The sequence below is a fragment of the Candidatus Cloacimonadota bacterium genome, from assembly GCA_011372345.1.
Taxonomy (GTDB): domain Bacteria; phylum Cloacimonadota; class Cloacimonadia; order Cloacimonadales; family TCS61; genus DRTC01.
Genome location: DRTC01000447.1, coordinates 1 through 12,732 on the forward strand (window position 1 = coordinate 1; position 12,732 = coordinate 12,732).

The 12,732-nt window shown below is 36.8% G+C and carries 9 protein-coding genes; 5 read left to right on the forward strand and 4 right to left on the reverse strand.

Annotation, left to right across the window (positions count from 1 at the left end; genetic code table 11):
- The first annotated feature begins 13 nt into the window (after window positions 1-13).
- A complete protein-coding gene (locus ENL20_08675) occupies window positions 14-937 on the forward strand; it encodes an iron ABC transporter permease (GenBank protein ID HHE38630.1) in 924 nt (307 codons plus the stop codon).
- Window positions 938-1,393: 456 nt separating this feature from the next.
- On the opposite strand, the gene ENL20_08680 is transcribed toward ENL20_08675, so the two are convergent.
- The 3 genes from ENL20_08680 to ENL20_08690 all read right to left on the reverse strand — a co-directional run bounded on the left by ENL20_08680 (window position 1,394) and on the right by ENL20_08690 (window position 3,944).
- Window positions 1,394-2,014 (reverse strand): iron-sulfur cluster assembly scaffold protein, encoded by a 621-nt coding sequence (locus tag ENL20_08680; protein HHE38631.1) that lies wholly within the window; start codon window positions 2,012-2,014, stop codon window positions 1,394-1,396.
- Window positions 2,015-2,273: 259 nt separating this feature from the next.
- Entirely contained in the window at window positions 2,274-3,452 is a 1,179-nt protein-coding gene (locus ENL20_08685) for a cysteine desulfurase (protein HHE38632.1), read from the reverse strand.
- A 72-nt stretch (window positions 3,453-3,524) separates the two neighbouring features.
- The gene (locus ENL20_08690) at window positions 3,525-3,944 is read right to left on the reverse strand and encodes an Rrf2 family transcriptional regulator (GenBank protein HHE38633.1); all 420 of its coding nucleotides are present in this window, start codon (window positions 3,942-3,944) and stop codon (window positions 3,525-3,527) included.
- 196 nt (window positions 3,945-4,140) lie between these two features.
- Here ENL20_08690 and ENL20_08695 point away from each other — a divergent pair, with 196 nt between their 5' ends.
- The 4 genes from ENL20_08695 (at window position 4,141) to ENL20_08710 (ending at window position 10,526) form a co-directional block, all read left to right on the forward strand.
- On the forward strand, window positions 4,141-4,914 hold the full coding sequence (locus ENL20_08695; GenBank protein ID HHE38634.1) for an ABC transporter ATP-binding protein: 774 nt from the start codon (window positions 4,141-4,143) through the stop codon (window positions 4,912-4,914).
- Between the two features lie 2 nt (window positions 4,915-4,916).
- Window positions 4,917-7,175: a hypothetical protein gene (locus ENL20_08700; GenBank protein HHE38635.1), complete on the forward strand. Its 2,259-nt coding sequence runs from the start codon at window positions 4,917-4,919 to the stop codon at window positions 7,173-7,175.
- Window positions 7,176-7,538: 363 nt separating this feature from the next.
- Window positions 7,539-8,828: a T9SS type A sorting domain-containing protein gene (locus ENL20_08705; protein ID HHE38636.1), complete on the forward strand. Its 1,290-nt coding sequence runs from the start codon at window positions 7,539-7,541 to the stop codon at window positions 8,826-8,828.
- Between the two features lie 84 nt (window positions 8,829-8,912).
- A complete protein-coding gene (locus ENL20_08710) occupies window positions 8,913-10,526 on the forward strand; it encodes a GNAT family N-acetyltransferase (protein HHE38637.1) in 1,614 nt (537 codons plus the stop codon).
- A gap of 90 nt (window positions 10,527-10,616) precedes the next feature.
- Here the strand turns inward: ENL20_08710 and ENL20_08715 are convergent, their stop codons facing one another.
- Window positions 10,617-12,206: a LamG domain-containing protein gene (locus ENL20_08715; GenBank protein HHE38638.1), complete on the reverse strand. Its 1,590-nt coding sequence runs from the start codon at window positions 12,204-12,206 to the stop codon at window positions 10,617-10,619.
- Window positions 12,207-12,732 lie beyond the last annotated feature (526 nt).

A 12,732-nucleotide genomic window follows, 5' to 3' on the forward strand; every position in this document is an offset into this window, starting at 1 on the left:
AAACAAAAGATAAATGAAAAAAAGAACTCTAATCTCGCTCATCATCACACTTTTTTCAATTGCCTTGATCTATCTTTATCTGAATTTCCAATCACCTTCTACCCATATCATGATGTCCGTCAGGTTTCCAAGATTAATGCTGACTTTCCTGACCGGATTCATTTTAGCAGGAGTCGGCTTCACTTTCCAGGTCATGCTCAATAATCCTCTAGCAGAACCATACATTTTAGGAATTTCATCCGGAGCAGCCTTCGGCAGCATTTTAGCAGGAATTTCCGGATTATTCATTTTAATGCCATTAATGGGATTTGGCGGAGCAATCCTGACCATGATTTTAGTCTGGTATCTCTCCCATCTCGGAGGATTTTTCAACAAAACAAAATTACTGCTTTCCGGAATCATTATCGGCATGTTCTTTTCAGCCCTGATCTCGCTTCTGATGTATTTCAACCAGCAGGATATCGGCAATATCATCAATGTTCTGATGGGAAATTTAGGAAGGATCTTCAGTAACAGCGAATGGAAAATTTTCCTCTTTGTATTTGGAATTTCCATTATTCTGATGACTTATCTATTCACTCTTTCCAACAAATTGAATATTCTGACTACCGGAGACCTGGTAGCATCAAGTTTGGGAATCGATATAAAAAAAATAAGAAGGAAAATCTTTGTCGTAAGTTCGATTCTGACGGGAATAACGGTTGCTTATGCCGGAATTATCGGTTTTATCGGGCTTGTCGTTCCGCATTTGATCAGGATGATGTTTGGAGGAAATAAACGGTTCAGTCTTATCTATTCGGCTTTCGGAGGTGCAGTCCTTCTGATTTTCTGCGATTTTCTGGCAAAACATATCGCAGTGATCGAAATTCCGGTTGGAGTTGTAACCGCTTTTCTCGGATGTCCGTTTTTCTTGTTTATCATGGCAAGAAGTAAGTGAAAAAAAGGGGCAAGGAACAATGTACAAGGAGAAAGGGAGAAATGGAAAACTTTTCGAATGGTTAAAAACCTTCGCAATGGTTGAAACTGTGAAATCAGTTGAAAAAGTTTAATTGGAATAAACTGGTAAATGGAAAAACATTATTTCCAAACGCTAAAAATCAACTAAAACATCGTTCCCAAAATCCGTTTGGGAATAAAAAAATAAATAGTTCTTTAATAGCTTTATAGTGTGGGATGAGATAAAAGTATGAAAACTTGAGTTAAGTTCTACGGCAACTGCCGGCTGACTTGTCTTAAGTTTTCTAATCCATTGAAATATTTCAGATTTCCCTAACTTCTCTTTGTAAAAGAGTAGAAATGCTGATGGATACAGCGATTTTATGTTTCCATGTTTTCCCCTCTATTCTCAAGAGAGGGATTGGGGGTGAGTTCAAAATTAAATCAACAAATTTATCTACATCGTGATCTTGATTTCCTTGATCTCTTTAAATTTCTCCAAATGTTCCCGGATTTCTTCTGCAACATTATCACGATGAATATCAAATTTCGGAATCTCGATATCGATGACAGCAACTCCTTCTTCGAAACCGGCATATTTGACCATCTTTAGCGTAACGATATCTTCTCCAACTTTAGGATAGATGATCTTTTTTAATTCCTCGATGATCGTATCTTTGGAAAATTTATCTTCTTTCGCCAGATGATGTTTGATCTCATAATTCTTGATCGCATGATGCAGAGTATCGACTGCCAGAACGGAACAATGCATTTTTACAGGGGGAAGACCATCAAGTGCTTCAGCAGCTCCTTTCCAGGTTATTTCTTTTGCTTCCTCGATTGTTTTTCCTTTTGCCAAATCCGTGATAATAGAGGCAGTTGCGATATTGGAAGCACATCCATAGGAAAGAAATTTAACATCATCAATAACATTATTCTCCGGATTGACTTTCAGAAAGATCGAAACCTGATCTCCACAAGCCGGACTTCCTTCTGTTGCTTCCGCATCCGGATTTTCCATTTTACCAACATTATGCGGTTTCATGAAATGATCTAAAACCTTCTGTGAATATTGCATTTATTTTCTCCTTTTTATCGTAAAAAAATTTGCCCAATTGTCTAGATATTTATAGATAACAAGTTGGCAACTTGTTTACAATACAAATGATCTAAAACCTTCTGTGAATATTGCATTTTATTTTCTCCTTTTTTTGTAAAACAATTTGCCCAATTGTCTAGATATTTATAGATAACAAGTTAGCAACTTGTTTTACAATACATTACCAATCAGGGGATTAGTAACGATGATAACGATGATAATTTCCAATTTCTAATTTCTAATTTCTATTATCTTCATATAACGGACTTCTCGATCTCAATTCTTTCACGATCCCAGCAAGTTTCTCAACTGTAAAATCTATTTCTTCCATCGTATTATATCTGCTCAAAGTAAATTTGATCGAACCATGTGATTGTTCATGTGTTCTTCCCAAAGCCATCAAAACATAATTCGCTTTCAAACCTTGCGATGCACATGCACTTCCCGTTGCCACAGAAATACCGTTTAAATCCAGCATCATCATGATCGACTCCCCTTCGATGTATTGAAAAGAGACATTGATGTGATGAGGTGCTCGTTTTTCTCCTCTGGCTCCATTCAAAGTTGTGTATGGGATTTTCTCTTCGATTTTTTGCAAAAGGTGGTTTGATAAACTCCGAATCTTGGAAGTGTTTTCTTCAAAATTATCAAAAGCAAGTTCAACAGCTTTGGAAAATCCGGCAATCGAAGCAACACTGATTCCTCCTGTTTCCAGATTATCAACACGATTGATGCCGTGTTTAAATTGAGCGAGTTGAATTCCTTTCCGTTGATACAAAGCCCCAACACCTTTTGGTCCGTGAATTTTATGAGCACTGATTGACATAAGATCAATTCCGAGTTCTTGGACATTTATGGGAATCCGGGCATACGCTTCACAAGCATCGACATGAACAGCGATTTTGTGATCAGCAGCATCTAATATATCCTTGATTTCTTTGAGCGGTTGGATCGTCCCAACCGTATGATTTGCAAGAGTTGTCATGAACAGAATGGTATCTGGTCTGATCGCTTTTTTTAATTCTTCGAGATCGATGAAACCATCCCAGTCTGCTGGAAGATAAGTTACTTCAAAACCGCTTTTTTCAAAGAAAGCAGCGTTGGTCAGCAAATCAGGATAGTCGATCACGGAGCAGATGAGGTGAGTTCCTTGATGAGCATTAGCAGAAAGAAATCCTTTGATGGCGATGTTATTGGCTGATGTACCACCGGTTGTGAAATGGATTTCGGAAGGTTTTGCACTCATCGAATCTGCTACGGTTTTCCTGAAACTTTCCAAGTCTGCAGCAATTTTTTCACCTTTAGCGATAAAAGTTCCGGGCAATTGGAAATCCTCTTTCATGTATGGCAACATTGCATCAATCACTTCCGGAGCAGGTTTTGAAGTTAAGCAATTATTAAAATATATCTGATTCATTTTCTTTCCTTTTGGAATAAAACATCCATTATATTTTTTTGGAGACGAATTCGTTGTTTAGTAATAACATGATTATTGTACTCCATAATTAGAAACAATTGCATCCAACTTTATAGACTCGAAATAATTTTCGATATGATCTATTATCTCATCCCAGAGTTCATGAAAACCACAAGGAAAACCGGAACAATAATCGATTCGGGCTTTATCATCAACACAAAATTTCGTAGAAAAACTATCATCAACAGCCTTCATAATATCTTTCAGCGATATTTCGGAAATGTCTTTATTCAGGAAATATCCACCTTTTGATCCATGTACACTTTTTACTAATCCGTTTTTCTTTAATTTCCGGAAAAGTTGTTCTACATATTTGATCGGGAGGTTCTTATCATAACATAATTCCGATATAGAAATCGGCTTTCCATTCGATTTGATTGCCAGTTCGGAAATGGCTCTGACAGCGTATCCGGTTTTCGTCGAAATCTGCATTCTCAACCTCCATTCAGGATAACATATTAAATTAGTATGAGATGTCAAATTATTTGTTCTTGATGTGAGATTTAAGGAAAAATTCAGCCGCGAAGAGCACTAATAAACATGAATAAAAATTGAACACCGAAATGTACAGAAAAAGAAAATAAAAACTCTGTGATCTTTGTGTCTTTGTGGCAAAAAAGAAAAAACTATGTTAAAATTAAAAAATATTTCAGCAGGATATCAAGATAAAACTGTAATCCAAAATCTAACTTTGGATTTCAAAAGGGGAGAATTCTGCGCCCTTTTAGGACCTAACGGAGCAGGAAAATCAACACTATTAAAGGCTTTAATCGGTTTTCAATCCATAGAAAAGGGTGAAATTCTATTGAAGGATAAACCTCTTAGAAAATGGAATAAAAATTATCTTGCACAAGAGATTTCCTTAATTCCGCAAGATTTCAAACTCCAATTCGATCATCATGTTTATGATCTCGTCCTCATGGGAAGATTCCCTTATCTCGGATACTGGCAGAATTATACACAAAAAGACAGGGAAATTACGGACAGGATTTTAAAACAACTCGATCTCTTCAAATTAAAGAATAAGATGTTTTCGCAATTATCCGGAGGAGAGAAAAAACGAGTTTCCATTGCCCGATCTCTTGCTCAACAAACGGAAATAATCCTGATGGACGAAGCCTTTGCGAATCTGGATATAAATCATCAATTGGAAATTATGCAACTCCTTTCCGAAATTAATCACGAATATAAAAAAATGATCATCCTTGTTTCTCATAACATCAATCTGGCTGCAGATTACTGCGATAGGATCATTATGATGAAAGAAGGAAAAATAATTGCTGATGGAAATCCTGAAAATACAATAAAGTCGGAAACAATCAGAGAACTTTATGGAACAAATTTGAAAATCGTAAAAAATCCCCTTTCCGGTAAACCTAATCTCATCTATCCCGGAAAATAAAAATGAGCCATCAGACTTTGCTTCGCTACAACCTGACAAGCCGAGATCACCGAAATATACCGAAAAGACAAACAAGTGAATCTATGCTTCCGTCTATAGTCGGACTTCGCTCTGTGTCTCTGCGGCAAAAAAAAATTAATCTTCAATTATCAGTTATCAATCTTCGATTCCTTGTTTTCTGTTTCCTTTTCACAATACTTTTAACCTCTCTTCACAGCCTTGAAATTTCCGGAAAAATAGTTAATGACCAAAATTTACCGCTGGAAAATGTCATCATTACAACAGAAAGTAAAACCGCAATTTCAAATAGATCCGGTTTTTTTGATCTTGATCAAGTTCGGGAAAATGAAAAAATAAAAATTCATAAGATCGGTTTTGAAGAATTAGAATTTTTTGCAGATAAAATTCCTCAAAAAATCATTCTCAAGAAAAAAGCGATCGAAATTTCAGGAATGGAAGTTGTTGAAGAGCGTTTCAAACAGGTTCTAACAGAAACCTCAAATAAGATCGTTATCAAAGTTGAGAAAAAATCAGAGAATAATGCTGCTGATATTTTAAAAGAAACTCCGGGAATTTATATTCAGGGTGTCGATCTTCCGGGTGAACGAAAAACAGTTTCTTTACTCGGTCATAAATCTAAACACACTCTAATTTTGCTGGATGGAATTCCTCTCAATCCGTCCGGGCAGGATTTTGATCTTTCGACCATTCCTGCTGAAATTATCGATAATATCGAAATTATCAAAAATAATGCTCAATTCGGTTCCGGATCGATGGCTGGAATTATTAATATCAATACGAAAAAATCTGATGGAAGATTCAGCCTGAAAACCGGACAGAAGATCGGATCATTCGGTCTTTCTAAAACTTATGCGAATTTAAGTATTTCCAATCGATATTTCTATTCTTATTTGTATGCAGCCCATAATTCCACCAATAATGATTTTCTATTCAACAATCAATCCGGTTTGGAAAACAATCTGAAAAATAATGATAAAAGTGTTCAGGATTTGGATTTCAGTATCGGTTTGAATTCATTTCCGATGGAAATCGAATATGGTTTTGATATTCAGAAATTCTTCCGAAAATATCTCTCACCCGAGAACATAACTATTTATGATAACAGCAAGTTGGAAGGATCAACAAATCGTCATAAAATCCATTTGAAAAAGGAATTTTCTAAAATTAATCTTATTTCCAATCTTTTCTATTTTAAAGACAGATCATCTTATGATAATACGGAATCAAGTTGGTTTCAGATCTTGAACCATCATTTCAGGAATTCTCGCGGGATTGACACAAAAGTTAGTTTCAAAAAAGAAATCATAACCTTCGATCTTGGAACTTCCTACAAATATGAAGATTTTGCATCTGAAAATGAGACCAATCCCAATGCTAATATAGAAAAAAAATATCGGGAAAATTATGCTGGTTCAGGAAATGTAAAATTCACAAAAGATTTTTTCCCTTTCACTTCGGATTTAATCTTATCATCAAGAATCGAAAAACATAATAATTTTGGAAATTTTATGACATACCGTTTTGATACAGATACAAAATTTGATACTTTTATCACCTTAATTATTGGTGGAAGTTTTGGCACAGGATTCACAGTTCCTTCCTTTTATGATCTTTATTGGAATGACGGACAGGCGCATGGAAATGAAGATTTGAAGTCTGAAAGTTCAAATGGCGGACAGGTTTTCGGGAAACTCGAATGGTTGAAAAACTCTCTGAAAATATCGCTTCATTCCAATACCGTCAAAAATCTTATCCATTGGACGCGACAGACAGATTATTGGCGACCGGAAAATATCGAAACCGTGAATATCTCAAATTTTGAAATGGATTCTAATTTCAATTTTTTTAAGCATTTTAATCTCGGAATTTCCTATCTGAAAACAATTGCCAAAAATAAAACAAAAGGAGGTGATTTTTATAATAAATTTCTTCCCTTCATTCCTCAATATAATTTTCAGGCAATTCTTAAATATGAAATAAAGAATTTCTCAATCAAAATTATGCATACAAAAACCGGAAAACAATACACAACTCCTGATCAATTAAGCGAAGAATTGGTTATGCCGGAATACGAATTGACCAACATTGATTTTGTTTACGATTTTCCATATAAAAATTTGATTTTTGGGATTTCAGGTGCTGTGAACAATTTTTTTGATGAAGATTACGAACTTTATAAATATATGCCGCAACCGGGACGGAACTGGCAGGTTTGTTTTGAGGTAAAATATGGAATATGAATTGATCTTTTCCGAAGTTTCCTCCAAAGGATTTCTTCCAACTAAAATTCGGAAAGTTTTCCGACCTCACCTCAATCCTCTCCTAAAAGGAGAGGAAGTCGCTTGTTCCCAAATTCTCCCGAAGGCTTTCGGGAGAAACACAATTGGGAAAGAAATTCCATTTCGATCGCGAGTAAAATCTTAATTACTCAAAACAGAGTTTTTCAAAGCCGAACATTCCCAAACTGGAGTTTGGGAACGAGTGGACTAAATATAAAACTCATCCCTTAATCCCTTCTCTTGCAAAGAGAAGGGAAAAAAGTCATCCCTCTCTTTTCAAGAGAGGGAACGAGGGTGAGTTAAAAATAAAAAAGGAGTCAACAAATGAAAAAATTAGTTGTATTATTCAACTTATGTCTGATGCTTAACTTGTTTGGAGCGAATGCGTTTGTCGTGAATTCCAACAGCCAGACTTTATCGAAAATCGATCTGGAAACAGGATATGTAAACAATGCCTTTTCTGTGATCGGTTTGTATGCAAACAGAGTAATTCTATCCGAGGATTTCATTTATGTCGTCAATTCCGGAGACAATTCGGTTCAGAAGATCGATTTGAACAGCGGAGAAACTTTAGCGAATATTCCTGTTGAGAATTCCTCAAATCCGTATGATATGATCATCCATAATGGATTTGCATTCGTAACTGGACTTTTCACATCAAAAGTTTACAAGATCGATCTTTCGACAGATCAAGTCGTAGATGATATTATGGTTGGAAATTCTCCCGAAGGAATGGTTGTTTATGACGGAAAATTGTATGTTGCCAATACAAATTATATTTATCCAAGCTACAATCCGGGAACAGTCTCTGTAATTGATTTGAACACATTTGAAGTTATCGAAACCATCGATGTGGAAATAAATCCGCAGGCATTCACAGTTGCCGATGATATAATCCATTTAGTTTGTACAGGAGATTATTTTTCAATTTTTGGTAAAGTCTGCATTATCGATCCTTTATCAAATTCAGTTATGGAGACAATTGAAATCGGAGGTTCTCCGGCAAATATAACTTTTGCTCAAAATGGAAATGTTTATCTCGGAGACGGAATGGGAATCGGTGTATATTCTTATAATGCCGAAACTTATGAGATTATTCATTCATCGCAAAATCCTTTCTCATCCGGAGGTTCTTCGATTGCTGCTAATTCGGAAAATATTGCTGTTGTCGATGCGGGTAATTGGATCGAAAATTCGATTGTCAGAATATATGATCTGAACGAAGAATTTCTCTCCGAATATGTGGTTGCGATCGGAGCAGTTCATATCGCGATTCAGGATGAAGGAAGTTCAATCGACGAAATTTATCCGGAAATACAGGATAATCAAATCTATAATTATCCAAATCCATTTCAATCGGAAACAACGATTTCATTTTCATGCCACAGAGACACAGAGATCACAGAGGTCAATATTTATAATATCAAAGGACAGCAAATCAAAACTTTGGACTGCATTAACCATGTTAATGCAAAAGCAACACAGTTGCTTTACTCCAAGAATTGGGATGGAAAAGATGAATCGGGGAAATTAGTAAAACCGGGAGTTTATTTCTATCAGATCAAAACAAAAGATCATCAACTTATTTCCGGAAAGATGATCATTTCGAGATAGATCGCAATTAAAATTTGAGATTTCATTTGACATTGAAATTGCTGAAATTCTTTTTTGGAATTGAAAATTGTTGGAGAATGAATTATGAAAACAATTAGAGAAGCTCGAGACACTGATGTAAACCAGATCCGTGATCTGTTCGTCCAGGTTTACGGCAAGGAATACCCATTCAAAGGATTTTATGATACGGAATGGCTGAAAAAAGCAGTTTATGATGACGGCACTTTTTTCCTGATCATGGAAATGGATAATAGAATCGTTGCCACAGTATCCATGATGCTGACCTCCGGAGGTCTGGATGATATGATCGGGGAAATTGGCAGACTCGTTGCTACAACTGATCCAAAATACAGGGGAAAAGGATTATATACGGAACTAACTCAAATCCTGATCGATAAAACAACAGATCGAGTGCAATTCCTGATGGGAGAAGCACGCACACCTCATCGCGGAAGCCAGAAAATTCTGGAGGAACTGCATTGGACAGCCTGTGGTTTCGAACCGATGAAATACCTGTTTGGTAAACACCGGGAAAGCACTCTCTTTTATATAAAAACTCAAGGCATGGCAAAAGAACTGCGGAAGAATAATCCACGAGTTATTTCGGAAGCTTCGGTTCTTGCTCAAACTGTTCTCAAAAATATGAATTACCCGGTAGACATAATCGTTGAAAACGAAGTCGATGGTTATCCGATCGGGAAAGGTTATAAAATTGAGCATCTGAAAGAGCAGAAAGGTGTTACATCTTTACTTCGAATTGAAAGAGGAAGAGTTTCCAACCGTGAGATTTTCGGGAATTTTTCCTTATCTCATGGTTTTTTCAGGATAGGTGATCCAACCACAAATTACTTGATCGCGAAAGAAGGAGATGCTGTTCTCGGTGCGGTCGGTTTCATTCATGATCCGATAGATAAGAAAATCCGTATCTTTGAATTGATCGAATTCGATGATGCTGTTAAAGGATTTTTATTATCAGAAGTAGATCGAATAGCACGGGAAGAATTCCAGGTAGATTATATGGAAGTAGATATTTCAGCTTATTCACCCAAAATCCAGAGAACTTTTGAAAGACTCGGTTTTGTCCCAATAGCGTATTGCCCTTCTATGGTTTTTCAACAAGTTGAGCGGCTCGATGTTATTCGGATGACAAAACTCTGTTGTCAATATGATCCAGGGGAAATGAGACTGCTCGAACCGGGACAGAAAATAATAGAAATCGTGGAAAAAGGTTTTGAAGATCGCATGCTCGGTATGGAAATCACAGATGCTGCTCGTAAAACAGAACTCTTCAAAGATCTGGCTGACGGTGAACTTTATCATCTGGCTCGGATTGCAAGAACTGTGGAGTTTCCAAAAGGTCATATACTTATTGGACAGGATAAAGAACCTGATAATCTCTATATTTTCATCGATGGAAGTGCGGAAGTTACAACCGGAAAACAGATAGTTGGAAATTTGAGTTCAGGAAATATCTGCGGAGAAATGGCTCTCATCGATAAAAGTCCGCGTAGCGCAAATGTTATCCTGACCAGCAATTCCAAATTGATAAAGATCAATATCGAGCGTTTAGAAAGACTGATGGAATCCCGTCCCAGACTCGGTTATGATGTGGTGAATAAACTGGCGGGAAGTTTGAGTTCGAAGTTGAAGAAACTAAACTTGAGTACGCTTTATATGAAGAAGTTTGAGTTGGTGTGAGGTTGGATTTATTAAACACTGAAAAGCACTGAAATTTCATAAACTTCCAGAGTTCTTTTGAACCTGGTAAGTTTTTTTCTATATTCTATCCTACTGCACTCCTCTCACAATATAAAACTTACTCCCATTAACCGGTTCGCTCCAATCATTATCTTCGGTCACTTCTTCTTCCAATATCCAATTTTCCATTATTTCATACGGATTTTCCGAAGAATAAACTCGATAGGAGTTCGCTCCAACTATATATGTCCAATTAAGTTCAACATTATTACCGATTATCTCGATCGTAACATCCGGAGCCAGCATCCAGTCATTCTCGTGATAAAAATCCGAAACTTCTTCCTCACTCAAAATTCTATTATAGATCCTGATATCATCGATCAATCCGTCAAAATAATGATATTCATCATTCTCATAACCACGACCGATACTTAATGGTAGATCCGAAGCAGTGAAAGACGAAATTGTGACCGTATCCTGCTCAACGATTTCACCATCCACATAAAGACGCAGATAATGTCCGGGATAGAAGACAGACACAACATGATGCCATTTATCATCGTCATAACGATCATCGGTTCTTAATCCGTAATTCTCATAAGGTTTAAGAACAGTGAATTTCATAGTTCCGTTGAATTGCGGAGAAGGATGATTTCGAGTAGTTCCAACCAGGTAACCTTTCCAATCTTGCGTGTGAGTGCTTAACGCATAATCAGCATTGCTGATAAAATCGGGATGATACAAACTGCCGTAATTATAATCGTAATATTTTACCCAGCAACTGACGGAAAGATGAGTTGTGATATTCAGGTCAGGATCGAGACCACAATCGATAAAATCATCTGTTCCGTCAAATTCATAAGCTGCATTGGAGTTTCCAAACCTGTCTTCGCCGATAATTGCTCCATAAACAGTTCCATGATGTTCGTTCCCGCTTTCGTCATCAGCATTGTTATTGAAGGGATAGTACGCGACCAGTCCGTCGATTTCCGAATCCCAGCCGTCTTGATGGTAGATGGTTTCGATCTCATCCTCGGTCAAGACACGGTTATAGAAACGGATGTCATCGAATTTTCCTTCGAAGAAATTTGTATTCAAATGACTGCATCCTAATCTGAATGAAGCCGCATTATGAATATTTTCGATCGTTATCGAAATCTCATCGATGAAATTTCCATCTGCATACGCTTTTAGTTTTGCATTATTAACATCCCGCATCAAGCAGATATTGTGCCAGGCATTATCGTAAAAAGTAAAATCCCAGTCCAGAATTTCCATCCCAATCCTGAAATGCTGTTCATACTGACTGGGATGGTTGCCGACAATAATAATCCCATATTGATTGGGATTGGCAGAACCTTCCCGTTTATCACTATCAAACCGGGAAGTCTGGATAGTTCTTATCCAATAATTAATGCACCAGCTATTCGTTCCCGGATCGAAATGATCTCCGAACTCGATGAAATCATTTATTCCATCGAAATAATAGGCGGAATCTGTATTACTGAATCTGTCTGTCGTTAAAGTCGCTCCGGTAACAATTCCATCCAGTCCGTTTCCGCTTTCATCGTCGGCATTACCGTTGAAAGGATAATGGGCAACGAGACCATCGGTTAAATCTGCATTAATAAAATTTTGTATAAATATAATTATTGCAAAAAGACAGATTAGCTTCTTCATAAATTTCCTCTATAATATTTCTAAACCTGATGCTCTTTTTTCCTTCATATCTGTCAAATTTTTTCCTGTTTTGTATGATGCGAGATAAAACTTTCCGAATCTTATAAGAAAGAATTTCTTCGAAGGAAACTTCGGAAAGAATGACGCAAATTCCTTCCGAAGCCTTCTCTCAATTTTCTGATGAACAAGGATTCGGAAGGCTTTCTATCCCACGAGATGAATCTCGTGGCAACTCATGAATTGCCAAGCCTTTCAAGGCGTGGAGCAGATAATCCCCAAACAAATCAGGATTATAATACTTTTTAGATTTTTCCTCTCTCCTATTTCCTTGTTTGTTTAGCATCCTGAACTCCATCCGTCAGCTGATGGATGAAGTCCAGTCTGCCTTTTTTTACTAATTCAATGCCGTCACATAATAGAATTTCAAACCATTCGGAACAGCAGCACTCCAACTTTCATCGACAAAAGTTCCGCTTGTATCTTCCGTAAATGTTCCGTACGGATCATCCGATGAATAAACTTTGTA

What these genes read in the sequence shown, in the direction of transcription:
- ENL20_08675 (HHE38630.1), top strand. Translation starts at nt 14, where the DNA reads ATGAAAAAAAGAACTCTAATCTCGCTCATCATCACACTTTTTTCAATT.
- ENL20_08680 (HHE38631.1), bottom strand. Translation starts at nt 2,014, where the DNA reads ATGCAATATTCACAGAAGGTTTTAGATCATTTCATGAAACCGCATAAT.
- ENL20_08685 (HHE38632.1), bottom strand. Translation starts at nt 3,452, where the DNA reads ATGAATCAGATATATTTTAATAATTGCTTAACTTCAAAACCTGCTCCG.
- ENL20_08690 (HHE38633.1), bottom strand. Translation starts at nt 3,944, where the DNA reads ATGCAGATTTCGACGAAAACCGGATACGCTGTCAGAGCCATTTCCGAA.
- ENL20_08695 (HHE38634.1), top strand. Translation starts at nt 4,141, where the DNA reads ATGTTAAAATTAAAAAATATTTCAGCAGGATATCAAGATAAAACTGTA.
- ENL20_08700 (HHE38635.1), top strand. Translation starts at nt 4,917, where the DNA reads ATGAGCCATCAGACTTTGCTTCGCTACAACCTGACAAGCCGAGATCAC.
- ENL20_08705 (HHE38636.1), top strand. Translation starts at nt 7,539, where the DNA reads ATGAAAAAATTAGTTGTATTATTCAACTTATGTCTGATGCTTAACTTG.
- ENL20_08710 (HHE38637.1), top strand. Translation starts at nt 8,913, where the DNA reads ATGAAAACAATTAGAGAAGCTCGAGACACTGATGTAAACCAGATCCGT.
- ENL20_08715 (HHE38638.1), bottom strand. Translation starts at nt 12,206, where the DNA reads ATGAAGAAGCTAATCTGTCTTTTTGCAATAATTATATTTATACAAAAT.